Origin of the sequence: Tardiphaga sp. 20_F10_N6_6, assembly GCF_052076045.1 — a bacterium.
Classification (GTDB): domain Bacteria; phylum Pseudomonadota; class Alphaproteobacteria; order Rhizobiales; family Xanthobacteraceae; genus Tardiphaga; species Tardiphaga robiniae.
On the sequence record NZ_CP197239.1, the window covers coordinates 3,861,340 to 3,884,953 of the forward strand.

Genomic DNA, 23,614 nt, shown 5'->3' on the forward strand with positions numbered 1-23,614 from the left:
CCGGGCTTGTCCCGGCCATCCACGTCTTCCCTAGCAAGACCCCAAGACGTGGATACCCGGGACAAGCCCGGGCATGACGAGTTTCAGCTAGTCCGTCCGAGCTCTCGTCGCCCGCACTCAATAATTCTTCAGCCGCGCCAGTTGGTCCGCGTGATAATTGCTGTCCCCCAGCAATTCCTGGCAGACCCGCGCGCGCTTCATGAAGAAGCCGATGTCGAACTGGTCGGTCATGCCCATGCCGCCATGCATCTGCACGCCTTCCTGCACAGCCAGCGTCGCCGTGGTGCCGGCCTTGGCCTTGGCGACGGCAATCGCGGCCGGCGCCGTCGGTGCGCCGTCGTCGATCAGCTGCAGCGCCTTCAGCACGGCCGCGCGCGTGACTTCGATCTCGGTATAGAGATGCGCCGCGCGGTGCTGCAGCGCCTGGAATTCACCGATCAGTTTGCCGAACTGCTTGCGCTCCTTGAGATAGGTCACTGTGCGGCCGAACACTTCGTCTGACAGGCCGACCATTTCGGCGGCGACGGCCCCGCGGCCGATATTCAGCACGCTGTCCAACAATGCCCCGCCCTGATCGACATCGCCGAGCACGCTGTCGGCGGTAACCTCGACATTGTCGAACGTGATCCGCGCTGCATTGTGCGAATCCACCATCGCGGTGCGCTCGAGCGCGATACCCTTGGCCTTCGGATCGACCAGAAACAGCGTGAGGCCGTCGCGCTCACCCGGCGCACCCGCGCTGCGCGCCGCGACGATCAGGAGATCGGCGGTGTGGCCATCGACGACAAAGGCCTTCGCGCCATTCAGCTTGAAACCATTGCCGGAGCGCGCGGCCTTCATCGCTGTCTGCAGCGGGCGATGCTTCGCGCCTTCATCGATGGCCAGCGCCGCCAGCAGCGCGCCACTGGCGATCTTCGGCAGATATTCCGACTTCTGCGCGTCGCTGCCCCGATTCAGCGCCGAGACGCCCAGCACAGCCGTGGAGAAGAATGGCGACGGCATCAGTGTGCGGCCAATCTCTTCCATCACGACGCCGGCTTCGACGGCGCCAAGCCCGCTGCCGCCGAACGCTTCCGGCACCAGCAATCCAGCAAATCCCATCTCGGAAAACGCGCGCCAGTAGTCGCGCGAGAACCCGGTCGCATCCTTGGCATCGCGCAGCTGCCGGAAATGACTGACCGGCGCCTTGTCGCCGATAAAGCCGCGGACGCTGTCGCGCAGCATGGTCTGTTCTTCGTTGAGGAGGAGAGGCATGGGTGTGATCCAATGATGAGGCGGCCTGGCGACCAAATTGATCCTAGCTCAGTCTTCATGGTGAGGAGGCGCGAAGCGCCGTCTCGAACCATGAGATGGAGTGCACCACCATCCTTCGAGACGCGGCCTTCGGCCACTCCTCAGGATGAGGGCAGAGTGAAATTCACGCCCCCGGCAAATCCAGAATGCGCTTGGCGACAATCCCCAGCATCACCTCGCTGGTGCCGCCTTCGATCGAATTCGCCTTGGTACGCAGCCACGCACGCGGACGTGCGCCTTCATGCGAGCGCTGGCTTTCCCATTCCAGTGCATCGATGCCGCCTGCCGACATCAGGATTTCATGGCGGCGCTTGTTGAGTTCGGTGCCGTAATATTTCATCGCCGACGAAAACGCTGGATGCGCCTGACCGGCTTTCGCCAGATCGACCGCGCGCTCGGCCGCACAGGCCAATGCGGCCTCGTCGACTTCGAAACTTGCGATTTGCCCGCGCAGCATCGCATCGTCGAGGCGGCCCTGTTCGTCCGCCCCGATGGAGTCGGCAGCGACCTGGCCAAGCGGCCGGCCAGCACCGCGCTCGCCCATGCCGGAGATCATCGCGCGCTCGTGCTGCAACAGGTATTTTGCCACGTCCCAGCCGCGATCGACGGTGCCGAGCACATGCGACTTCGGCACGCGGACGCTATCGAAGAAAGTTTCGCAGAAGGGCGACTTGCCAGAGATCAAAAGGATCGGCTTGGTCGAGACACCCTTCGACGCCATGTCGAACAGGATGAAGCTGATGCCGTCATGCTTCTTGCCGGACGCGTCGGTGCGCACCAGGCAGAAGATCCAGTCGGCATAGTTCGCGTAAGACGTCCAGATCTTCTGACCGGTGATGAGATAGTCATCGCCGTCGCTCTCGGCGCGCGTCTGTAGCGAGGCGAGATCGGACCCGGCATTGGGTTCGGAGTAGCCCTGACACCAGCGGATCAGACCCGCCGCGATCTTCGGCAGATGCTCCTGCTTCTGGGCGTCGGTGCCATATTTCAACAGCGCCGGCCCGAGCATTGAAATGCCGAACGACACCAGCGGCAGACGGGCCGAGATCGCTGCCATTTCCTGGCGCAGGATCTTCGTCCGTTCACCGTCGAGGCCGCCGCCGCCATATTCCTTTGGCCAATGCGGCACGGTCCAGCCCTTGTCGCGCATCCGTTCGAACCAGATCCGCTGCGGCTCGGATGAATATTTCGCGTTACGTCCGCCCCAGAATGTATCCTCGTCCGAACTCATCGGCTTGCGCATCTCCGGCGGGCAATTGGCATCAAGCCAGGCGCGCGTCTCGCTGCGAAATTGATCGAGATCCGACATCAGCGTTTCCATCCATTTTGTGCGCGGGATGCCAAGCATCCGCAATGTTGTTGGGCGAAGCTTACTCGCCACTTCGTGGAATTCAATGGCCTGCTGCAAAGCGGAAGTAGTCAGGCTTGCCATTCCGGTGTATCGCCAGAGAACAACGAGCAAAAACACACGAGGAAACAACATGCGTCTCAAGTGGCTTTCGCCTGGCGAAATGTCTCCCGACCAGAAATCCATCTATGACGAGTCGATCGCCAGCAAGCGCGGACGCCCGCCGGAGCCGATGATGGCCTGGCTCGCCAGCCCGAACATGGCCCGGCACGCGACCCGCCTCGGCGCGTTTCTGCGCTACGACACCACGCTGACACCCGCGCATGCCGAGCTGGCGATCCTCGTCACCGCGCGGCACTGGACCGCGCATTTCGAATGGTATGCGCACAAGAAGATGGCGCTCGACGGCGGCCTCGATCCCGCCATCATCGAAGATATCAAGAACCGTCGCACGCCGAGTTTCAGCGAGAAGAAGGCGCGGGTGATCTATGACGTCGCCAAGTCGCTGCATGAGGCGCAGGGCCTGTCCAAGCCGCTCTATGACGAAGCCACCGAGACGCTGGGCGCCCAGGGCCTCGTCGAGATCATCGGCCTGTGCGGCTACTACACCATGGTCTCGATGACGCTGAACACCTACGAGTTCGGCCTGCCGGACGGGCTGGTCTCGGAACTTGCGTAGGCGATGCCCCTATGGGTAAAGCGCCGCGAGACCCATCAATCCAATTCCCGGAAACGATGGGTTTCGCGAAGACGCTCTACCGATCCTTCGATCCCGTGACTAGATCGTCTTGAGCATCACGCAACTCAGGAGCTCCCACATGCCCGACCCAACCCCGCCAATCCCCGCAGGCACGCGGATCGGGCATGTTCATCTGAAGGTTGCCGATCTGGATCGCGCGCTCGGTTTTTACCGCGATGTGCTCGGCTTCCAGGTCAAGCAGCGCTATGGCGATCAGGCTGTCTTCATCGCCGCCGGCGATTACCATCACCACATCGGCCTGAACACCTGGGAGAGCAAAGGCGGCCAGCCGCCGGCGCCCGGCACCACAGGTCTTTTCCATACCGCGATCCTGTATCCCACCCGCGCCGCATTGGCCGACGCGCTGCACCGCGTGCTCTCGGCCGGCATACAGCTTGACGGCGCCAGCGACCACGGCGTCAGCGAGGCGCTGTATCTGCGCGACCCCGACCAGAACGGCGTCGAGCTGTACTGGGATCGGCCGGAGGCGGAGTGGCCACGGAATGGCGATGGCGGGATTGCGATGTTTACGAAGCGGCTGGATGTTGAGGAGCTGCTGAAGCAGCGGGACGTTTGAGCTCTGTCCTCATCCTGAGGAGCCGCGCCCCTTCGCACGGCGTCTCGAAGGATGTGCCAAGCAGCTCATGGTTCGAGACGGCGCTACGCGCCTCCTCACCATGAGGTTAGAGCTTTGCTCTTCCGCCCCCGCACCATGATCAACAGTGCCGCGGCCACCTGCAACGCCATGCAGACATAAAACGGCACGGCGTAACTGCCCGAAAGATCGCGCAGCCAGCCGACGATGCCCGGACCGAAAGCGTAAGTGACCTGCGTCGCCGCCGTGATCAGGCTGACCAGCACCCCGAACGACCGCGCAGCAAATTCGCGCTGCACGATCAGCGCCGGCAGCGTGATCAGATTGCCAACAGAAAAGCCAAACAACGCGCAGGCGAAGAACACCAGCGCTTCGTTGCGCGAATTGATAATTATCGCAAGCGCCGTTGCCTGGCTGAGAAACGATAGCGCCGATGCCAGTCGCTGATTGAGCCGATCGATCACTGTCGCGAACAAGACGCGGCCAACCACCGCCATCAGCGTCAGCAGCGATACCGCGGCCGCCGCGCGCTCGCGGCCGATCACCGGATCGAGAAACGAGATCAGGTGAACGATGAAACCAACCTGCGCAAATAATCCGAACGCAAAAGCAATGGTGAGCGTCAGGAACGCCACGTCGCGCATCGCCTCCGCGCGAATGCGTGTCGACGATGGCGCGCTGGCCGTAGCGGCAACACCGTCCGGTGTGGCGGATGCTGCGCGATGCGGCGGATGGCCGACGAAGATAATGATCACCGGGACGAGCAGCACAAGCATCGCGATCGCTGCTGCGATAGTCGCGCCGCCAAAGCCGAAGGCATTGCTCGCCGCGACCAGTAAAGGCACGCCGACGATGCCGCCGAAACTCGCGCCATTCAGCGCAAGGCTGATGGCCATACCGCGCTTCTTGTCGAACCACAGACCGAGCGTGTTGGTGATGGCGCCCAGACTTGTGCCGGCCCACCCGAATGCGAGCAGCACATTCACCGCATAGAGCTGCCAGGGCGACGTGATCTGTCCGAGCAGGATGGTGGCAAACGCCATCACGCCGACGCCGGCCAGCAAACAGTTACGCGGCCCGAGCGCGCGCATCGCTTCGCTTACGAATGCGACCAGCAATGCGCCGACGAGATAGAAGAAGGTCGTGGCCGTTGCGATGGTCGAGGCCGGCCAGCCATGCACGCGCTGAAGTTCCGCGAGATAGACGCTCTGGCCATAGAAACCGAGCGCCCAGCCGAATGTCGCGAGCAGGAAACAAACACCGACGATACGCCAGCCGTCGTAACGAGCGGATGTCTCGTCATTTAACTCGGGCTTCTTCGGCCCAGTCGGAGTCGCGTCCATTCCGGATCTGCTTTCATTACGTTTCGTCCATCATGCTGCTCTGCGACAACACGCCGCGCTGATGTACCACCGTGATTAGAATTAACCACCCGTTTTACGGGCCAAACCGCTTTTGGATTAACTTCACAATCAAGCCATTCAAATCTTCACACCCTTGGCAGCTGCATTCGGCAGCGCCATATGGTATCGTATTGGATATGGAGGATTTTGAACCGTGAATGCGCTCGCCGAAGTGACTGAACAGACCGACCGTTCGCTCCTGATCGTGGAGGACGACAAGCCGTTTCTGGAGCGTCTTTCGCGTGCGATGGAAACGCGCGGCTTCACGGTCACGTCCTGCGACTCCGTTTCCGAAGGTCTCGCCCAGATCAGCAAATCAGCGCCCGCTTTTGCCGTAGTCGATCTTCGTCTCGGTGACGGCAACGGCCTCGATGTCGTGTCGGCGCTGAAGCAGCAGCGTCCCGATGCGCGCGCCATCGTGCTCACCGGCTATGGCAACATCGCCACCGCCGTGACCGCAGTGAAGATGGGCGCTGTCGACTATCTGTCGAAGCCGGCCGACGCCGACGATGTCGTTGCAGCGCTGCTCGCGATCGACAATGACAAGTCCGAACTGCCGAACAACCCGATGTCGGCCGACCGCGTGCGCTGGGAACACATCCAGCGCATCTATGAAATGTGCAATCGCAACGTCTCGGAGACCGCACGTCGTCTGAACATGCATCGCCGTACGCTGCAGCGCATTCTCGCCAAGCGCGCGCCGCGCTGAGCCTTCTTTAAAAGCTAGATTTCGTTCGGCCAGGCTGCATGACCTTGAGGGTCGTGCAGCCTGTTCAGTCTGTGCGCCGCGGTCATCGCGAAGCGCAGCATCATGCCCTTGCGCGTCGGCGCCGGCAGCCGGTGCTCCGGTGCATCGCAATGAACATGCGCGCCATAGGCATCCGCCACGATCAGGCCTGTGTCGGCAGGAAAAATCTCGCAGGGGAGATCCTGCGTGAAGGCAAAGAACAGCCGGTCGCAATGCGCGCGATACTCGGGCCATTTCTGATCCGCCCGCAGATCCTCGATCGATGACTTGATCTCGACGATCCAGACATCCCCGCGCTCGTTCAGCGCGACCAGATCCGCACGCCGTCCGGACGGCAATGATAGTTCGCTGACGCATGAGAATCCCAGCGACCGCAGCAGCCTTGTGGTTCCGCGCGCAATGGCCAACGCCGTCTCCGACTGGCGGCGATCGAAAATCAGCGCGGGGGTGTGAACGGCATTCGATTCCATGGCGACAAACTTAGCCGATTTCGGCGGGGCCGCCCATCACGTCTCCCGCCGGTCTGCCGCTCGCATGTCGCAAGCCGGACGCAAGTTTTCCGCGAGCGGCGGCGGGCGAGTTCTTCCATCGCTGCAGCCCGGATTACGGAGACATCCCATGAACTTAGCCCATATCGGCCGCGTCATCCTGATCGCCGCTGCCGCAACTTTGCCGCAGGCGATTTTCGCCGGTTCCGCGCAGGCAAAGCCGACCGTCGAAGTCGCCTTCGTGCTCGACACCACCGGTTCCATGAGCGGGCTGATCGAAGGCGCCAAACGTAAGATCTGGTCGATCGCAACCACGATCCTCGACAGCAATCCCGACGCCGACATCCGTATGGGTCTCGTCGCCTATCGCGACATCGGCGACGACTACGTGACCAAGACCTTCGACCTCACCACCGACATCCAGGACCTCTATGGCAACCTGCTGCAGGTCCGGGCGAAGGGTGGCGGCGACTGGCCGGAAAGCGTCAACGAGGCGCTCGATGTCGCCGTCAACAAGCTGCAATGGACCAAGGGCAACGATGTCAGGCGTATCGTCTTCCTGGTCGGTGACGCACCGCCGCATATGGATTATCAGCAGGACACGAAATACACGACCACGCTCGAAGTCGCGAAGCAGAAGGACATCATCGTCAACGCTGTTCTGGCAGGCGCTGCCCGCGATACGGAGAAGGTCTGGCGCGACGTTGCCCAACGCGGCGACGGCCGTTTCATCGCAATCCCGCAAGATGGCGGCCAGATCGTCATCATCCAGACCCCCTATGACGAAGAAATCATCATCCTGCAGAACGACATCAACAAGACGGTGATCCCCTACGGCCCGCGCGCGCTGCAGAAGCACACCGAGAACAAGACCCGGCAGCTCTCGGAAGTCGCAGCGGCGGCGCCCGCCTCGGCAACGGATATGGCGAGCTACATCAACAAGCGCGCGAAAGTGTCGTCGGAAGCCGTCACCGGCGGCGGCGACCTCGTCAGCGACGTGTCCGCCGGCAAGCAGAAGCTCGACAGCGTGAAGGAGGATGAATTGCCCGAGGCCATTCGCAAATTGTCGCCGCAGCAGCGCGCCGATGAACTCGGCAAGCAGATGAAGGATCGCAAGGCGCTGAACGACAAGCTGACAGCGCTGGTGGCCAAGCGCGATGCATACCTCATGACCCAGCGCGACAAGGCGCCGGCCAAGGCATCGTCCTTCGACCGCGAGGTGGAGGCGACGCTGAAGGTGCAGTTGAAGAAGTAGAACGCGGTCGTCCTTCCCCTCCCCTCTCCCCCAGCGCAGCGAAGCTGCGCGCCGTGGGAGAGGGCGCCTGAGCGAAGCGAAGGCGGGAGAGGGCCTTGAGCGAGCGCCCCCTCTCCCGTCTCGAACCGCTCTGCGGTTCGATCCACCCTCTCCCACCCGTCGCGGCTGCGCCGCGCCCGGGGAGAGGGGAAGAAAGAAAGCCGCCCAAATTCCCCCTTTTCTCGCCCGCAAAAATCAGCATTGTGGCGCGATGACAGATGAAACCGAACATAAAGCCCAGGCCGGCGGCACCATCATTCCGGTGACCCTGTTTCAACAGAACTGCATGTTGCTGTGGGATGAGGCCACGCGGCAGGCCGTGGTGATCGATCCCGGCGGCGACGTGCCGCTGATCCTGGACGCCATTGCCAAGGCGAATGTGAAGGTCGAACAGATCTGGCTGACCCACGGCCATATCGACCATGTCGGCGGCGCCGACGAGCTGCGCGAAACGCTGAAGGTCGAAATCATCGGCCCGCATGTCGCCGATACGTTCCTGCTCGAACATGTCGAGGACAGCGGCGCGAAGTACGGCATGACGTGCACCCGCAACTTCATGCCTGACCGCTGGCTCAATGAAGGCGACACCGTCAGCGTCGGCGGCCTGACTTTCGACATCTTGCACTGCCCCGGTCATTCGCCTGGGAGCGTCGTGTATTACAGCAAGGCGATGAAATTCGCCCATGTCGGCGACGTGCTATTCGCAGGCTCCATCGGGCGGACCGATTTCCCCGGCGGCAGCCATGAGACATTGATCAATTCGATTACGACCAAGCTGATCCCGCTCGGCGACGGTGTCGGCTTCATCTGCGGTCATGGCCCGGGCTCCAGCATCGGCCAGGAGCGCATGACCAACCCGTTCCTCACCGGCGAGGCATAATCCCGCCATGAGCGACGACAGGGCTTCCGGGGAACAAGGAGCGCTTTCCAAGCACATCCTGCCGAGCTCCGGGACGATGATCGGCGTCTGCGCGACGCTGATCGGACTGGTCAAGATCATGGAGCCGCAGATCGGCCCCAGCCGGGTCGATGAATATTCGGCCATCGCCTCGCTGTTCTTCCTCGCCAGCGCGGTCGCGTCCTACACATCGATGCGGAAGTCGCAAAACCGCCAACTCAGCGAGCGCTGCGAGTCGATTGCCGATCAGTGCTTTCTGGGAGGCCTCGTCGCGATCACGGTAATCATCCTGTTTTTCGCCTACGAAGTCATCTAGCCAGATTAGTCGGCTCGAGCGGGATCGGCCCAGTCTTCGATCTGCGATGCCGCAATGGTGCGCTTGGGTTGATATGGATTGAGTGTGCCGGCTGTAGCGGTCCAGCCTTTGGCCAGGATTTCCCGGGCGAACAGTTTTGCATCGATTTCGGATTTGAAGGTCCTGGTCGTACGCACACCGTTTGTCGCACGAGTGTCGGACTTCACGGATTTGTCGGGGCCAAACGCCACGTACCAGATATCGGGCTTCGTCATCATGGTGTAGTAACGCGAATTGTGACGAAAAGTTGCATCTCGTGTGGCATGCCCGAGCTTGGCAGGCCTTACCTCTTGGTCGTATGCCGCGGCTCGACAATATCCGATACCAGGCCGAGCTTCTCCAGCAGGCGGATCGTCAGATAGGTGGTATCGAACTCCCACCAGCGATGACCGTGGCGCGCGGAGCGCTGATCGGCGTGATGGTTGTTATGCCAGCCCTCGCCATGGGCGAGGTAGCCAATGAACAGATTGTTGCGGCTGTCCTCATCGGTCGCGTAGTTGCGATAGCCCCAGATGTGGGTGACCGAGTTGACCGCCCAGGTCTGATGCCAGACGAAGACGGTTCGCACGAAGACCGCCCAGATAACGATGCTCAAAGCGAACTGCACCGCCTCGGCCCATGAGCCGCCCCACAGCAGTTTGCCGGCCAGGCCCGCAAAGAAGAAGACGTTGATCTGGATGAGCAGGATCTTCAGCTGCCAGAAATTACGTTCCAGCGCGACATAGAACGGATCGCGCAGGACATCCTTGGCATATCGTTCATAGATGCCGAGGCGGGACAGGTCCGGGTTCTTCACCAGCAGCCAGCCCATATGGCCCCAGAAGAAGCTGGCAAGCGGGCTGTGTGGGTCCGGCTGCTCGTCGGACTTCTCGTGATGACGGCGATGGATGGCAACCCAGCGCGCCGGCGTATCCTCGGCACAGCAGATCGCCACGACAACGAGAGCGTGCTCCAGCCATTTCGGGCACTTGAAACCGCGATGCGTCAGCAACCGGTGATAACCGATATTGATGCCGATGAGGCCGAACAACCGCGCTGCGATGATCGCCACGATCACCGCTGTCCAGTTGAAGAACATCGGCATCAGCGCGAGCAGTGCGAGTGCGTGAAAGGTGGCGATGGTGAGCGTGTTGAGCCAGTCGATGCGATAGGGCTGCACGCCGTCCGGCAAAGCGAGACCTGTCTCGGTACGATCGGCAAGGGGAATGTCCAGTGCGATGGCAGGGGCGATCTGATCGCGATTGCTGGTGGCCATCGTTCTCCGCATCCGGGCGATTGATCGCCGCGTGGTGCTCGTGTGATTCCCCGGCACTTCTCTACGCGAGAACATCGGCGCTGACTACAGATACGCCGCAGGCCATAGATGGAACAAAACAGGCCGCCTGAAGGCGGCCTGTTCGAAAAGTCATTTATTGATCGGCTTAATCGATCACTTCGACAATGCGATGGGTGCGCGGCTCGACGAGAACCGTGCGACCATTGACCACGGTGTAGCGGTATTCACGGGCGGAATTGTATTCTGCCGGAACCTCGTAATAGGTCACACCGCTCTCAGGCAGTACGGCACCGACACGAACTTCGTTGCTATAGGTGTAGGATGGGCGACGCTGTTCCACGACATAGCTGCGGAACCGCGGACGATCGTCGACACCGAGCACGCCGGCTACGCCGCCGACAACACCACCGATGGTGCCGCCTACGATAGCGCCCACAGGACCAGCTGCGCGCTCGCCATCGCGCGCACCACGCTCAATGCCTCCGGGGACACCCTGAGCCTGAGCAACGGCGGGAAGAGCCATCATGGCGACGATGGCAGCGGTTCCAAGAAGACGGCGGATCATGATGATCTCCAGTTTTGATTGATCGGTATTGCGCCGATACAAGCTCGCGGCCGCACAATGGTTCCGGCGATTGAACTGTTAGAACCTGCGCACCGAGGCTGAAATATCTGGGGAGATATGGAACCGGAGGGCTACGCCTTTTATTCTGACGCGTTTTCTAGACGCGAACCGGTATCTACTTCGCTTGAAAACGCTTTAGCTCGTGACCATCGCGCGGATGCGTCGCAGGAAATGATCGAGGTCGAACGGCTTGGTAATCATCTCCATCCCAGGCAGCAGAAAGCCCTTCGCCATAACGACGCTTTCGGAATAACCGGTGATGAACAGGATCTTCAAGTCCGGCCGCGCCTCGCGCGCTTGATCGGCAAGCTGACGGCCGTTCATGCCGGGCAGCCCGATATCGGTGACCAGCAGATCGATATTCGGTGTCTCGCGCAGGACCCGCAAGCCCGACGGACCATCAACTGCCTCGAGCACGCGATAGCCTTCGTCCTTCAACATATCGACGATGACAGAGCGCACCACCGGCTCATCCTCGACCACCAGCAGGGTTTCGCCTGCGGCCACATGCTGATCGCCCTTCAGCGGGGCCGCATCCTGTGCGGCAGTGTCTCCCTCATGGCGCGGCAGATACAGTTTCACGGTCGTCCCAATATCGAGCCTGCTGTCGATGCTGACATGTCCGTTGGATTGACGCGCGAAGCCGTAGATCATCGATAGGCCGAGGCCCGTGCCCTGCCCGATCGGCTTTGTCGTGAAGAACGGATCGAAAGCGCGCGCCACGACCTCCGGGCTCATGCCGGTTCCGCTGTCGCTGACGCTGATACAGATATAGTCGCCGGGAGTCAGCGCCGGCGCATTGGCATTGATGGCATCGACGCGCACGTTCTGTGTCGCGATCTTCAAGTGCCCGCCATCAGGCATCGCGTCGCGCGCATTGATCGCCAGATTGAGCAACGCGCTCTCCAACTGGTTTGGATCGCACAGCGTGCACCATAGATCAGACGCCGCCACGATATCGAGATCCAGCGTCTCGCCAATGGTCCGGCGCAACAGATCCTCCAGCGAGACGATCAGCATATTGGCATCGACGCTTTTCGGAATCAGCGGTTGCCGCCGCGCGAAGGCCAGCAACCGGTGCGTCAGCGCCGCCGCACGATTGGCCGAGGTCATCGCAGCGTCGATATAGCGCGCGATATTGTCGGTGCGACCCTGACCGAGCCGTGTCTGCATCAAGTCGAGCGAGCCGACGATGCCGGTGAGCAGGTTGTTGAAGTCATGCGCGATGCCGCCGGTGAGCTGACCGACAGCCTCCATCTTCTGCGACTGCCGCAACGCTTCTTCTGTGTTTTTAAGGCGCTCGGCAGCAGCCTTCTCGGCAGTGACATCGCGCGCCACGCAATAGATCTGGTTCTGATCCGGCACCGCCGTCCAGGATAGCCAGCGATAGGAGCCATCCTTGTGGCGAAGGCGATTCTCGAAGCGGATCGTCGGCTCGCCGGCAGCAAGCTTATCAACCTCGGCCATTGTCCTGGCCTGATCCTCGGGATGCTCGAGCCAGCGCGAGGTCTTGTTGAGCAGCTCGGCCTCGCTCCAGCCGAGCGTGCGCGTCCAGGCCGGATTGACAGTGCGCCAGACGCCATCATGGTCGGCGACCATCAGGAGATCCTGCGATACGCTCCAGATCCGGTCGCGCTCACGCGTCTTGTCACGCACGCGCTGTTCCAGCGTCTCATTGAGGTCTGCAAGCTTTGCCGCGAGCTGACGCGCCTCATCCTCGCTCTTGCGCAGCGCCTGCTCTGCCAGCACCTGATCGGTGACGTCGGTATGCGCACCGACCAGCCGCAGCGGCTTTCCCGCGTCGTCGCGCTCGATATAGGATCGCACTGAAATCCAGCGGGTCTGGCCATCGCTCGGGCGAATGATGCGATACTGCACAGTGTAGTCGCGCACGCCGCTTTTCACCGCGTCGCGAAACTTCTGCTCCGTCGCCTCGCGATCCTCGGGATGGATGCGACGCACCCAATCTTCGTGCGACTCGTTGGCCGCTTCCGGCGGCAAACCATGAACGATCAGATATTCGGGCGATCGACGATTGCGGAAGCCGGTACGCAGATCGACTTCGAGACCGCCGATCTGGCCGATCTGCTGCACGCGCGCGAGCTCTGCTTCTCGCTCGCGCAAGACAATGGTCGCTTCATGATCCCGAGTGACATCGCGGCAAACCACCAGCACACCGCCGACGCCATCATCCAGATCGAGCGGACTGTAGCTGTAGGTCCAATAGCTGTGTTCGAGCTTGCCATTGCGCGTCATGGGGATCAGCTGGTTTTCATGCCAGGTGGCACCGCCGCCACTCATCACCTGCGCGATCTGCGGGCCGATGATGGGCCAGATTTCGTGCCAGAATTCACGGCCGCGCGCGCCCAGCCCTGCGTGATGCTGTTGTGCATCCATGGTCAGCGCATAGGCGTCATTATAGAACTGGATGAGGTCCGGTCCCCACCAGATGAACATCGGGTGGTTGGTATTCAGGACGATCCGGATCGCGGTGCGCAGACTCTGCGGCCAGGTATCCGGGGCTCCGATCGGATGCGATGCCCAATCGTAAGCACGCATCAACGCCCCCATCTCGCCTCCACCGGCGAGAAAGTCGGGCGAATTCGGTCGATGGGCATCCAACATGCGCGGGCAATCGGTACGCAAGACCAGTCTGACGTATCTTGAGAACTTAGCGCCCTGTCAGACCTGGCGCAAATCGGCGCCGATCACGCCTGTTACTTGTCAGGGTGACTTGATGAGACCGGCAGCCGTGAGGGCACGAGTAATGGCACCGTTGATATCGATAGACCGCCGTCCCGCGGGATCGCGGCGCGCGGCGCCTCGATCGCCTGACGTGCGCGGCTTTTGCGTCACCAATGAGACAACAGCATCCGCCGGCGCCGCGGGTTCCACGGCTGCAGCTTCGACATTGCGCGGTGCAAGCTGCCGGGTAAGGCCGAAGAACTGCGCGATATGATAGGAGGATGAGATGCCGGCTTCGAGCAGGAAGGCACCGGCGGCACCATAGGGCTCGTCCTGTCCGGCAATCGCCAGCGGCGTGCCATGCGCCATGTCTGTGATCGTGAAGGATTCCACGACGGTTTCACCGTCCTTGTTCCACCACACCTCACGCGGATAGCCATCGACATCCACTGCCGACATCGGCGCTGGCGGCAGGCCGTGAAGGTCGAGCCACTGCTTGACGATTTCGCCGGCATTTGCCGGATTCACGGTGCGATCGGCACTGCCGTGCCAGACTGATACTTTCGGCCACTCACCGGTATGCGGCGATGCCTTGCGCACGAGATTGCCGAGATCGTTCGCGGCACGCGGCGCCGCGCGATACATACCGCTCAGCGCCTCCTGCATGGTGGTAGCGATACCGTAAGGCAGGCCCGCAATGATGGCGCCGGCCGCAAACACGTCAGGATAGGTTGCGAGCATCACCGACGTCATCGCGCCGCCGGCCGACAGACCCGTAACGAAGATACGCTTGCGGTCCACATCGTGGTCCACGGCCATCTGCTCGATCATCTCACGGATCGAGAGCGCTTCGCCGCTATCGCGCGCGATGTCATCGGCATTGAACCAGTTGAAGCAGGTGTTGCCGTTATTGGACGACTTCTGTTCGGGCATCAGCAGCGCGAAACCATAGCGCTCGGCCAGAGCAGACCAGCCGGTGCCGTTGTCATAGCCCGCAGCGCTCTGGGTGCATCCGTGCAGCACGACGACCAATGCCGGATTTGCTGCCAGCGTGGCGGGCACGTAACTGAACATACGGAGGTCGCCGGGATTGCTGCCGAAACCCGTTGATTCGCTGATCGGACTCAAACCTGCCGATGCACGGCCGCGCGCCAACCCCTGCAACGTATTGATTCCGGGCGGTTTCGGGAGATTGCGGAGGAAATCGATATTATCGGCAAGAGACACGGCAGCTCCTAGGTCGTCAGGCTTATACAACAGTACCGACGACATATGGTTGCTGCACTGCAAAATAAAACAAATACGGTTTCAATATACCTATCAACGAAACGAGAGGCGCCACGGACGCTTCCGAAATTACCTATATTGCAAAGGAAGCCCCGCAGGGCCGGCCATAACATGGCCACGCCATACGGGGCGAGTCGGGGAGAGATGACGAGTTATTGTTTCATCTCGTTCTTCATCATCTTGTCTTTCTTCATGCCGTCCTTGTGCATGGAATCCTTCTTCGCGCTATTTTTCGACATTCCCTGGGTGCCCGTGGCCTTGGTCTCGCCTTCCTTCGCCGTCGTGCCGGTGCCCATCTTGGTCGAATCCTGGCCGGACGGGCCGGTCGCCTGGGCAAAGGCTGCGAACGGAGTAGCGCCGATGGCCGTGGCGCAGATCGCAACAAGAATGGTTTTCCGCATGGTCAGCTCCTGTTGAGTGAACGGCCTTCAACGCGACGTGGTTCGAAACGTTCCTGTTCCGTCGGCCGTCAATTACCGGTTCCGCACACGGTTTCGCGATTGACGTCACACCAGACCGACGATGTGCAAAAGCACACCCGCGCCTGCACAAGCCAACAGGATCTGCAGCAAACCAATCCTCAGATAGAAGACCCCAAGCAGCGCCGCGACCGACAGCGCGACAGCCCATCCATTGACGCTCTGCAGAACCGGCATGTCGAAGCTGAGTCCGAGCGTGCGAACAGGTTTCACCTCCCGAAACATCGTGTGGATGGCGAACCATATCGCCAGGTTGAGGATGACGCCGACCACTGCGGCGGTAATCGCCGCCAGCGCGGCGCTCAGCGCACGGTTGCCACGAAGAGTTTCGACGAACGGCGCCCCGAGGAAAATCCAGAGAAAGCACGGCGCAAAGGTCACCCAGGTCGCGAGCAATCCACCAAGCGTGCCCGCCAGCAGCGGCGGCAACATCCCCGGTGCGCGGAAAGCAGCCATGAAGCCCACGAATTGCAGCACCACGATCAACGGACCAGGCGTGGTTTCGGCCATGCCAAGGCCATCGAGCATCTCGCCCGGCTTCAGCCATGCGTAGTGATCGACGGCCTGCTGCGCGACATAAGCGAGAACCGCATAGGCACCGCCAAAGGTGACCATCGCCATCTTGGAGAAGAAAACGGCAATCTGGCTGAACACGTCATTGCTGCCGAACGCCACGAGCAGCACAGCGACGGGCGTGAGCCACAGCACCAGCCAGACGACCGCAACGGTGAGCGACTGCCGTACGCTCGGCCGGGCATGGAGAGGAAGTTGATCTCCGAGCAAACTATCAGCATCACCGCCGCCTGATGAGCCGTGGCCCACACTTACCGTGAAGGCGGGCAGACCGGCCCGACCGCCGAGAAAGCCAATTGCTGCCGCACCGAAAACGATCACCGGGAACGGCACGTCGAGAAAGAAGATCGCGAGGAAGGCGATGGCCGCCAGCGCGCGCATCACATCGTTCTTCAGCGCGCGACTACCGACCCGCACCACCGCCTGCAGCACGATCGCGAGCACTGCGGCCTTCAAACCGAAGAACAGCGCCGCGACGATGCCGACATTGCCGAACACAGCGTAAATCCAGCTCAGCACCATGATGCAGATTGCACCGGGAAGGATGAACAGCCCGCCGGCCATCAGCCCGCCGGCGGTCCGGTGCATCAGCCAGCCGATATAGGTGGCGAGCTGCTGCGCCTCCGGGCCCGGCAATAGCATGCAATAGTTCAGCGCATGCAGAAAACGGCTTTCCGACACCCAGCGCTTCTCGTCGACCAGGATGCGATGCATCACCGCGATCTGCCCGGCCGGACCGCCGAAGGAAAGCAACGCGATCCGGAGCCACACCGAAAATGCCTCCGAGAAGGAAACGCCGTGGGTCTGCGGCTCGGGAATGGCCGGTGGTGTGACCGAAGTTGCTTCCGCCATCTCAAGCTTTCGTCTTTGCTGTCGGCCAGTTGTGGGTTTCGGTGCTGGCATCTCGGCACCAGCGATAGAACGCATCGTACAAATTCAGTCCAGCCTCAAGCTGTTCGAGATCGTCGGCATACATCCGCGACAGGCCGAGTGACGCCGCCAGCAGGCCCGGCGCTTCCGGGGCGAGATCGAGCCGTGCTGTATCCGCTGCGCGGACAATGGTAGCCAGCCGCAGCAACGGCGGCGTGGTGAGGCCGAATTCCTCGATCATCACATCGAAGGTACAGAGCTCGCCGCGATGGCTCCAGAACACGCCTTCGATATCGAAGGGCGCAGCATCGAATTTCTCGCCGACTGCCGACACTTCCGACGGCGCAACGAACATGAACAGCGCCGCCGGATCGATGAAACGCCGGATCAGCCAGGGACAGGCAATGCGGTCGATCTTTGGCCGTTCGCGCGTCACCCACAAAGTGCGGCCCTGCGGGTTTTGTGGCGGCAACTTGCCGGTGGGAACGCGCGGCAGGCTCGCACTCTCCCATGCGAGATACCCGCCTTCCAGAACCTCTGCCGGGATACCAGCATCGCGCAACAGCGCGGCAACGCCGTGACTGAGCTTGAGACCTTTCTGGCAGATCACCATGGCGGACCGACCGCGCAGCGCCGCGGCCCAGCCATTCACGTCGCCAAATGGCCGCCGGACCGAACCTGGCAGGAGAAACGGCGACAGGGCGAAATCCTCGTCGGTGCGAACATCGACGAGCGCGGGACATTTCGGCGTCCCGATCAGGCGAACGAGTTTTTCAACGGAAATGCTGTTAATCGATGACATGGCGCGTCCTTGCAGGAATGCGGGACGCGATACTTGGGCATGTCGCCTCGTGGGGAGATCGCTTTGTCCCCATGCCCCAATATCAAGCCATCGCGATTGACCTGTCAAGGCGCGTGCTGGACGATCAAACGCCGTGCTGGAATTCTATACGTTGCCCGCGCGGCGCATCCATAGCAGAAAGCCCGCACAGGCGGCGACCGACAACACGCACAATGCGAAGCTTGCGAGCAGCGCGATGACTGCCGATGCCTCGGATTGCACCGCGAAATAGACCGCGCCGATCGCAGCAACGCCGGCTGCATTGGCGATTTGTGTCGTGGTGCCGTACATGCCCGAGCCAGCTCCCGCGCTCGACGTTTGTACGGTTGACAGCACGCCACTGGACAGCGGCGCCATGACCAGACCCTGGCCGTAACCGAACACGGCAAGCGGTACCGCCAGCAGCGATGCAGATGACGCATTCACGGCCAGCACCGTTGCAGCCAGCGCGGCGAGACCGATGACCTGCACCACGCAGCCCTCGATCAGCACCAGCGTGCCACGATGGCGTGACCGCATGCCGCTGTGACGGGATGCGACAACGAAGGCCAGCGCCAGCGGTACGAAAATAAAACCGGCCCGCAGCGGCGGCATGTGCAGCGTATTCTGCATGAACAATGTCATCACCAGGTAAAATGACAGATTGGCGAAGAAGAAAAAGAACACCGCGCACAGCCCGCGCATGAAAGCAGCATCCGCGAGCAACGCCAGATCGATCAGCGGCATGCCACCACGCAGCGCGACACGGCGCTCCAGCCTGACGAAGCCGACGATCACTGCCGCACCCATAGCCATCGCCAGCCATACAGACGGCGCCCAGTGCAATTCGTGCCCGAACAGCAGCGGGCCGATCAGACCGAGCAACCCGGCGAACAGCACCAGCGCACCCCGTATATCCAGCCGCGTGCCTGGACGGCGAGGAACGGATGGCATCAGCCGCCACGCCGCCGCGATGATGACAAGCCCCACCGGTACATTGACGAAGAACACCGCACGCCAGCCGAGGCCTGCAAGATCCATCGTCACCAGCAGGCCACCGAGCAGAAAGCCCGCGGCGCCGGCAAGGCCAAGCACGATGCCGTAAACAGCGAAGGCGCGGGCGCGGGCTTCATCCACAAACAGCACATGGATGGTGGCCAGCACCTGCGGCACCATCAGCGCTGCAGTGGCGCCCTGCGCCAGCCGCGCCAGAATCAGCTCCGGTCCGGATTGCGCGAGCCCGCACCACAGTGACGTCAGGGTGAAGCCAAGCACGCCGGCGAGAAAGGTGTTCCTAGTGCCGTAGATATCACCGAGCCGACCACCGGTGATCACCAGCGTCGCATATCCGATCAGATAGACCGCAATCACAGCCTCGATCTGCGCCGCGCTGGCACGAAGCTCGACCGCGATGGTTGGGATCGCGACATTGACGATGAAGGCATCGACCCCAAACATGAACTGCGCCGCAACGACGATCGCCAGCACCCACCAGCGGCGCACGGAGTCGACAGGATTGGCAACGATCTGGTGCATGGAGCGCCTCGTTCAACGGTTCGGCCTGAAGCAGCCGCCCACTTTGATCCCAGCTTCCAGTCATCGCGTCGATTACCTCGGAGGTAGCTTTATTCAATTGAACTCTCCCGTCGGAATTGGTGGCGCGCTGACCGCAGGCCCGGCTTCGCAGGTCGATCTCCCCGTCCAAGTCACACCGAATTTGCATTCCTCGTGCAGGAAGATGCCGCCTGTGGCCCGATTGCTGCATGGCGAGACGATTGCATATGCCGGCCCTTCCGGTTTCGAGGCCTCTTCGATGTATGACTACGACATGATCGTGATCGGCTCCGGTCCCTCTGGCCGGCGCGCAGCCGTCCAGTTCGCCAAGCTCGGTAAATCCGTGCTGGTGGTGGAGAAGGGCCGGCGGGTCGGCGGCGTCTCGGTCCATACCGGCACCATTCCATCGAAGACGCTGCGCGAGACCGTGCTCAACCTGTCCGGCTGGCGCGAGCGCGGCTTCTACGGCCGTTCCTATCGGGTGAAACAGGACATCGACGCCCACGACCTGATCGTGCGGCTGCAGAAGACACTCGACCACGAAGTGGAGGTGCTGGAGCATCAGTTCAGCCGCAATGCCGTGAAGACGGCGCTCGGCGAGGCACGTTTCACCGGACCGCACCAGATCGAGATCGCCAACGAGAAGAACGAGATCAAGAATGTCTCCGCCGGCCATATCCTGATTGCCTGCGGCACCCGCCCGTTCCGGCCGGATTATGTCCCGTTCGACAACAAGACAGTGTTCGACAGCGACCAGATCATCGACCTGCCGAAACTGCCGCGCAGCCTCGCGGTGATCGGCGCCGGCGTGATCGGCGTCGAATATGCCACCATCTTCAGCGCGCTCGATGTCGCCGTGACCCTGATCGAGCCGCGGCCGACCTTTCTCGATTTCATCGACAAGGAGCTGATCGACGAATTCATGCATGAGCTGCGCGACCGCAATGTCGCGCTACGGCTCGGCTCCAAGGTCAATGCGATCGAGCACGCACCGACCGGGCACATCGTGACCAAACTCGCAGACGGCCGCAACGTAACCTCGGAAATGCTGCTGTTCGCCGCCGGCCGCGTCGGCGCCACCGACCGGCTGAATCTCGAGGCCGCCGGTATCACGGTCGATCACCGCGGCCGAATCAATGTCGATCCCGTCACGCTGCAGACCAGCGTGCCGCATATCTATGCCGCTGGCGATGTCATCGGCTTTCCCTCGCTGGCCTCCACATCCATGGAGCAGGGCCGCGTTGCCGCCTGCCACGCGCTCGGCATCGATCCGCTGGCACCGCCGGAGTTCTTCCCCTACGGCATCTATTCGGTGCCGGAGATTTCCACGACCGGGCTCACCGAAGAGGAAGTCCGCCAGAAGGGCATCCCCTATGAGGTCGGCGTCGCGCGCTTTCGCGAGACCTCGCGCGGCCATATCATGGGCCTGGATAGCGGCATGATGAAGATGATCTTCTCGACCAAGACCCGCCGCCTGCTCGGCGTGCATATCCTTGGCGAAGGCGCCACCGAGCTGATCCATATCGGTCAGGCCGTGCTCAATCTCAAAGGCACGATCGACTATTTCATCCAGAACACGTTCAACTATCCGACGCTGGCGGAGGCCTACAAGATCGCCGGGCTGGATGCATGGAATCGGATGACGGCGCGGTAGCGCAGAAGCGCCATGGTCACATAGATTTTGGCCACATGGATTCATCGCCTGACGTCCCGCGTGGCATGCCCAAGTCCTAGCCGCGCTTGCCGCCGATCGATATGAACGCCATGAGACATGGCTCCGGCAACGGATTGCGCCAGCGATGGCGTGTTCCGTTCTGCACGACGCAGTCGCCCTGACGTAAATGGACTTTCTGTCCATCGTCCAATTCCAGCGTCATCTCGCCGCGAACCACGACTCCGTAATCGATCGTATCCGACGTGTGCATGCCTGGCGCATCGCGCTCGAAATGATCCCCCATGCCCGGGACCTTGTCCGACAACTCGCGCAGCCCGCTTTCCATTGTGACGCCGGGCGGCGGCTTCCAGCCTTCGGAGCGTCTGGGCGGATAGGAGATCAGCCGAAACATCGTACCGCCCGGGCCGGGAAACGCTTTCGTTCCCTTGAGCATCGGATCCGCCTCCAGGCCGGTGAGCTGCGGCACGCCCTCGGTCATATAGAGTTCGTAGAATGTCAGGCCGGGATTGGCATCGATCTCCACGACCTTGGACGTGACATCGAAGGACTTGAACACCGACTTGCCGGCTTCATCGCGGCCGGTCACGACCCGCTTGGGCGATGGCAGCTCGCTCGCATCTTTCGCATCCGAGCTTTGCGGCAGCGCGGCCAAAGCGCCGCCACCGACGATGACCGACAGCGCCTGAAGCAGTTGGCGCCGATCGCTGCCTGCAAATCGTTCAGTACCCTGCGCGGCATTCAGAGACCCAGCATTCGAAGGCTTAGGCTTCTGACGTGACAACCACCGCCATGAGAACTTGCTCATCTGCATTCTCCATCGCGCTTTATCGTCAGCACATCGCTGTGCTGCGAGGCTGATCAAGCCGACATGACGTAGGGGATGCTGCCGATAATGGCGGCAAGCTGGAATGCGTTCGACAGCATGCCGCCCCAATGCATCCGTCGGAGCCGGCGCACGGCCTCGGCATCACCGGCGTCTCGTGCGCTCATCTGACTATCCATCCGCCGCAAGAACCAGCCCCGCGCCCAGATCGCAAAAGCCGCGATTAAGCCGATGCCGATGGTGAAAACCAGTCGACCAGCCAGTGCAAAGGCCGTTGTCGCGATGACACCGGCGATAGCGACCATCAGGAAATAGGAACGGAACAGGCCCCGCAGCAGCTGTGTCACTTCCGGGATATCCAGCCTCACCAGCAGAAAGGCCGGTGACGACAGCAGAAAGAAGCCCATCGAGAAAATCAGAAGGACCATAGAGGCCAAGGCGACGGCATCGGGCGTCATGCAATTACCCTTCTATCTGTCCGGGCAACAACCTTTCCATCAACTTCCGATACCAATATCCCCGTCTGCTTCTTTAGCACTATTGGGCTTTGGTCGAATCTGGAGAGATATCTCTTCTCCAACAGAACAGCGCCTATCCGAAGGACCTCACACCGGCGAGCCCACCCACCCCCAACATCCGTTGCGATCAGTTCAGCTTGACGACTTCCACACGCCGGTTCTTGGCGCGGCCGTCATCCTGGTCATTCGATGCTGCAGGTGCGAGCATGCCGACACCGGCTGCGCGCAGGCGCTTGCCGTCTGCACGGAAGCTCGTAGTGAGCGCTGCGACCACCGACTCGGCGCGGCGGCGCGACAGATCGAGATTGTAGTCATAGGCGCCCTGATTATCGGTATGGCCAACGATCAGCACGGCGAGCTTCGGATCCGACGACAGCAGACCTGCAATCTCCTGCAGGGTCGGCGATGATTCCGGCTTCAGGTCGGCCTTGCCTGTATCGAAGAATATTCCGTAAAGGGCAACGCGGCCGGTAGAGCCGATGGTCTTCGCCATCTCGTCGGCCTTTACCACCACCATCTTCTGCTCACGCGGCTTCGGCTCGACGATATGCACGACGGCCACGGTGCGTTCGTTGAAGGCCTTGCAGTAGAGATCGTCCTTCACGAGATAAGTCTGCACGGTGACATAGGCTTCGCCGCCAGCTTGCGGGATCTTGGCAGCGAAGAAGCGCTGATCGTCGAGATGAGACGCCATGGCGCATTTGCCATTGGAGAAATCACCGTCTTTCAACTGCGCCTCAGTGACGAAATACATCAGCAGGCTCATATCGCCGCCGCCGCCCGCAGCCGAGCGCGTCGGATCGCCGCCGCAGTCATCGGTCTTGCAGCTATAGAGCACCTCGCCGCCGGCTGCCTTGACCACATCCTGATAGTTCCGCAGCACTTCGAGCGGCGAGCGGTTGGCCGGCAGCAGATAGGTGATGCGCGTGCGTGCGCCTTCCACTTCAAGCAGCTTGTTCGGCTTGTAGACCTGATTGTTCATCCGATCGCGATCGCTATCACTCGTCTTTTCGAGCTTCGACAGCGGGATGGTGAAGTCAGTGAAGGCGAGACGCTCATAGCTGATGATGAAGGAGCCGTCGTAACGCTTCAGCAGCGCACTATCCCGGGCACCGGGAATATCCTTGTTGGGAATCGTCGCATCGGCCTGTGCCGCACACGCACCGAACAGAACCAACAAGCCAACCGTCAGAATGCGTCCGAGCATGAGTCATGCGTCCCCGTTTCAGGAGCGCACACGATGACGATTTGGGACATGTAAACAAGAG

23 protein-coding genes are annotated in these 23,614 nt (G+C 61.5%); 7 read left to right on the plus strand and 16 right to left on the minus strand.

Annotated features, from left to right (window positions below):
* Positions 1 to 117: 117 nt before the first annotated feature.
* A complete protein-coding gene (locus tag AB7813_RS18570; protein WP_439083867.1) occupies positions 118 to 1,254 on the minus strand; it encodes an acyl-CoA dehydrogenase family protein in 1,137 nt (378 codons plus the stop codon).
* Positions 1,255 to 1,417: 163 nt separating this feature from the next.
* On the minus strand, positions 1,418 to 2,602 hold the full coding sequence (locus tag AB7813_RS18575) for an acyl-CoA dehydrogenase family protein (RefSeq protein WP_439065295.1): 1,185 nt from the start codon (positions 2,600 to 2,602) through the stop codon (positions 1,418 to 1,420).
* A 172-nt stretch (positions 2,603 to 2,774) separates the two neighbouring features.
* Here AB7813_RS18575 and AB7813_RS18580 point away from each other — a divergent pair, with 172 nt between their 5' ends.
* Positions 2,775 to 3,320, plus strand: a complete 546-nt coding sequence (locus AB7813_RS18580; protein WP_068729735.1) for a carboxymuconolactone decarboxylase family protein — start codon at positions 2,775 to 2,777, stop codon at positions 3,318 to 3,320.
* A 139-nt stretch (positions 3,321 to 3,459) separates the two neighbouring features.
* On the plus strand, positions 3,460 to 3,957 hold the full coding sequence (locus tag AB7813_RS18585) for a VOC family protein (protein WP_439065296.1): 498 nt from the start codon (positions 3,460 to 3,462) through the stop codon (positions 3,955 to 3,957).
* Between the two features lie 95 nt (positions 3,958 to 4,052).
* Here AB7813_RS18585 and AB7813_RS18590 read toward each other — a convergent pair whose 3' ends face one another.
* Positions 4,053 to 5,318: an MFS transporter gene (locus tag AB7813_RS18590; protein ID WP_439065297.1), complete on the minus strand. Its 1,266-nt coding sequence runs from the start codon at positions 5,316 to 5,318 to the stop codon at positions 4,053 to 4,055.
* 214 nt (positions 5,319 to 5,532) lie between these two features.
* Between AB7813_RS18590 and AB7813_RS18595 the strand changes: the two genes are divergently transcribed.
* A complete protein-coding gene (locus tag AB7813_RS18595; protein WP_089263491.1) occupies positions 5,533 to 6,087 on the plus strand; it encodes an ActR/PrrA/RegA family redox response regulator transcription factor in 555 nt (184 codons plus the stop codon).
* A 14-nt stretch (positions 6,088 to 6,101) separates the two neighbouring features.
* Here AB7813_RS18595 and AB7813_RS18600 read toward each other — a convergent pair whose 3' ends face one another.
* Positions 6,102 to 6,596: an MmcB family DNA repair protein gene (locus AB7813_RS18600; protein WP_439083866.1), complete on the minus strand. Its 495-nt coding sequence runs from the start codon at positions 6,594 to 6,596 to the stop codon at positions 6,102 to 6,104.
* Between the two features lie 148 nt (positions 6,597 to 6,744).
* Between AB7813_RS18600 and AB7813_RS18605 the strand changes: the two genes are divergently transcribed.
* From AB7813_RS18605 to AB7813_RS18615, 3 genes are all read left to right on the plus strand, one after another.
* Entirely contained in the window at positions 6,745 to 7,869 is a 1,125-nt protein-coding gene (locus AB7813_RS18605; RefSeq protein WP_439083865.1) for a vWA domain-containing protein, read from the plus strand.
* 250 nt (positions 7,870 to 8,119) lie between these two features.
* On the plus strand, positions 8,120 to 8,788 hold the full coding sequence (locus AB7813_RS18610; protein ID WP_441228255.1) for an MBL fold metallo-hydrolase: 669 nt from the start codon (positions 8,120 to 8,122) through the stop codon (positions 8,786 to 8,788).
* Positions 8,789 to 8,795: 7 nt separating this feature from the next.
* Positions 8,796 to 9,122 (plus strand): hypothetical protein, encoded by a 327-nt coding sequence (locus tag AB7813_RS18615; RefSeq protein WP_089263487.1) that lies wholly within the window; start codon positions 8,796 to 8,798, stop codon positions 9,120 to 9,122.
* Between the two features lie 5 nt (positions 9,123 to 9,127).
* Here the strand turns inward: AB7813_RS18615 and AB7813_RS18620 are convergent, their stop codons facing one another.
* From AB7813_RS18620 to AB7813_RS18660, 9 genes are all read right to left on the minus strand, one after another.
* Positions 9,128 to 9,379 carry a hypothetical protein gene (locus AB7813_RS18620; RefSeq protein WP_093757625.1) on the minus strand — a complete coding sequence of 84 codons (252 nt, stop codon included), beginning with the start codon at positions 9,377 to 9,379 and terminating at the stop codon, positions 9,128 to 9,130.
* Between the two features lie 65 nt (positions 9,380 to 9,444).
* Positions 9,445 to 10,416: an acyl-CoA desaturase gene (locus AB7813_RS18625; RefSeq protein ID WP_439083863.1), complete on the minus strand. Its 972-nt coding sequence runs from the start codon at positions 10,414 to 10,416 to the stop codon at positions 9,445 to 9,447.
* A gap of 166 nt (positions 10,417 to 10,582) precedes the next feature.
* On the minus strand, positions 10,583 to 11,002 hold the full coding sequence (locus tag AB7813_RS18630; RefSeq protein WP_068730422.1) for a DUF1236 domain-containing protein: 420 nt from the start codon (positions 11,000 to 11,002) through the stop codon (positions 10,583 to 10,585).
* 195 nt (positions 11,003 to 11,197) lie between these two features.
* Positions 11,198 to 13,687 carry a PAS domain-containing protein gene (locus tag AB7813_RS18635; RefSeq protein ID WP_439083862.1) on the minus strand — a complete coding sequence of 830 codons (2,490 nt, stop codon included), beginning with the start codon at positions 13,685 to 13,687 and terminating at the stop codon, positions 11,198 to 11,200.
* A gap of 99 nt (positions 13,688 to 13,786) precedes the next feature.
* On the minus strand, positions 13,787 to 14,974 hold the full coding sequence (locus AB7813_RS18640) for an extracellular catalytic domain type 1 short-chain-length polyhydroxyalkanoate depolymerase (protein ID WP_199711980.1): 1,188 nt from the start codon (positions 14,972 to 14,974) through the stop codon (positions 13,787 to 13,789).
* 212 nt (positions 14,975 to 15,186) lie between these two features.
* Positions 15,187 to 15,435, minus strand: coding sequence for a hypothetical protein (locus AB7813_RS18645; RefSeq protein ID WP_093757628.1), 249 nt, complete (start codon positions 15,433 to 15,435; stop codon positions 15,187 to 15,189).
* A gap of 105 nt (positions 15,436 to 15,540) precedes the next feature.
* Complete coding sequence (gene chrA, locus AB7813_RS18650) at positions 15,541 to 16,938, minus strand: chromate efflux transporter (protein WP_439083861.1); 1,398 nt, start codon at positions 16,936 to 16,938, stop codon at positions 15,541 to 15,543.
* A gap of 1 nt (position 16,939) precedes the next feature.
* Positions 16,940 to 17,758 carry a sulfurtransferase/chromate resistance protein gene (locus AB7813_RS18655; protein WP_120287511.1) on the minus strand — a complete coding sequence of 273 codons (819 nt, stop codon included), beginning with the start codon at positions 17,756 to 17,758 and terminating at the stop codon, positions 16,940 to 16,942.
* 144 nt (positions 17,759 to 17,902) lie between these two features.
* Entirely contained in the window at positions 17,903 to 19,312 is a 1,410-nt protein-coding gene (locus tag AB7813_RS18660) for an MFS transporter (protein ID WP_439083860.1), read from the minus strand.
* Between the two features lie 277 nt (positions 19,313 to 19,589).
* Between AB7813_RS18660 and sthA the strand changes: the two genes are divergently transcribed.
* A complete protein-coding gene (gene sthA / locus AB7813_RS18665; RefSeq protein WP_439084257.1) occupies positions 19,590 to 20,984 on the plus strand; it encodes a Si-specific NAD(P)(+) transhydrogenase in 1,395 nt (464 codons plus the stop codon).
* A 76-nt stretch (positions 20,985 to 21,060) separates the two neighbouring features.
* On the opposite strand, the gene AB7813_RS18670 is transcribed toward sthA, so the two are convergent.
* From AB7813_RS18670 to AB7813_RS18680, 3 genes are all read right to left on the minus strand, one after another.
* Positions 21,061 to 21,810 carry a cupin domain-containing protein gene (locus tag AB7813_RS18670; RefSeq protein WP_439083859.1) on the minus strand — a complete coding sequence of 250 codons (750 nt, stop codon included), beginning with the start codon at positions 21,808 to 21,810 and terminating at the stop codon, positions 21,061 to 21,063.
* Between the two features lie 53 nt (positions 21,811 to 21,863).
* Entirely contained in the window at positions 21,864 to 22,286 is a 423-nt protein-coding gene (locus AB7813_RS18675; protein WP_089263479.1) for a hypothetical protein, read from the minus strand.
* 187 nt (positions 22,287 to 22,473) lie between these two features.
* A complete protein-coding gene (locus tag AB7813_RS18680; RefSeq protein ID WP_439083858.1) occupies positions 22,474 to 23,553 on the minus strand; it encodes a DUF4892 domain-containing protein in 1,080 nt (359 codons plus the stop codon).
* Positions 23,554 to 23,614: the final 61 nt, after the last annotated feature.

Coding starts and splice junctions, on each gene's coding strand:
- AB7813_RS18570 (WP_439083867.1), bottom strand. CDS start 1,254: ATGCCTCTCCTCCTCAACGAAGAACAGACCATGCTGCGCGACAGCGTC.
- AB7813_RS18575 (WP_439065295.1), bottom strand. CDS start 2,602: ATGTCGGATCTCGATCAATTTCGCAGCGAGACGCGCGCCTGGCTTGAT.
- AB7813_RS18580 (WP_068729735.1), top strand. CDS start 2,775: ATGCGTCTCAAGTGGCTTTCGCCTGGCGAAATGTCTCCCGACCAGAAA.
- AB7813_RS18585 (WP_439065296.1), top strand. CDS start 3,460: ATGCCCGACCCAACCCCGCCAATCCCCGCAGGCACGCGGATCGGGCAT.
- AB7813_RS18590 (WP_439065297.1), bottom strand. CDS start 5,318: ATGGACGCGACTCCGACTGGGCCGAAGAAGCCCGAGTTAAATGACGAG.
- AB7813_RS18600 (WP_439083866.1), bottom strand. CDS start 6,596: ATGGAATCGAATGCCGTTCACACCCCCGCGCTGATTTTCGATCGCCGC.
- AB7813_RS18605 (WP_439083865.1), top strand. CDS start 6,745: ATGAACTTAGCCCATATCGGCCGCGTCATCCTGATCGCCGCTGCCGCA.
- AB7813_RS18610 (WP_441228255.1), top strand. CDS start 8,120: ATGACAGATGAAACCGAACATAAAGCCCAGGCCGGCGGCACCATCATT.
- AB7813_RS18615 (WP_089263487.1), top strand. CDS start 8,796: ATGAGCGACGACAGGGCTTCCGGGGAACAAGGAGCGCTTTCCAAGCAC.
- AB7813_RS18620 (WP_093757625.1), bottom strand. CDS start 9,379: ATGATGACGAAGCCCGATATCTGGTACGTGGCGTTTGGCCCCGACAAA.
- AB7813_RS18625 (WP_439083863.1), bottom strand. CDS start 10,416: ATGGCCACCAGCAATCGCGATCAGATCGCCCCTGCCATCGCACTGGAC.
- AB7813_RS18630 (WP_068730422.1), bottom strand. CDS start 11,002: ATGATCCGCCGTCTTCTTGGAACCGCTGCCATCGTCGCCATGATGGCT.
- AB7813_RS18635 (WP_439083862.1), bottom strand. CDS start 13,687: ATGTTGGATGCCCATCGACCGAATTCGCCCGACTTTCTCGCCGGTGGA.
- AB7813_RS18645 (WP_093757628.1), bottom strand. CDS start 15,435: ATGCGGAAAACCATTCTTGTTGCGATCTGCGCCACGGCCATCGGCGCT.
- chrA (WP_439083861.1), bottom strand. CDS start 16,938: ATGGCGGAAGCAACTTCGGTCACACCACCGGCCATTCCCGAGCCGCAG.
- AB7813_RS18655 (WP_120287511.1), bottom strand. CDS start 17,758: ATGTCATCGATTAACAGCATTTCCGTTGAAAAACTCGTTCGCCTGATC.
- AB7813_RS18660 (WP_439083860.1), bottom strand. CDS start 19,312: ATGCACCAGATCGTTGCCAATCCTGTCGACTCCGTGCGCCGCTGGTGG.
- sthA (WP_439084257.1), top strand. CDS start 19,590: ATGTATGACTACGACATGATCGTGATCGGCTCCGGTCCCTCTGGCCGG.
- AB7813_RS18670 (WP_439083859.1), bottom strand. CDS start 21,810: ATGAGCAAGTTCTCATGGCGGTGGTTGTCACGTCAGAAGCCTAAGCCT.
- AB7813_RS18675 (WP_089263479.1), bottom strand. CDS start 22,286: ATGACGCCCGATGCCGTCGCCTTGGCCTCTATGGTCCTTCTGATTTTC.
- AB7813_RS18680 (WP_439083858.1), bottom strand. CDS start 23,553: ATGCTCGGACGCATTCTGACGGTTGGCTTGTTGGTTCTGTTCGGTGCG.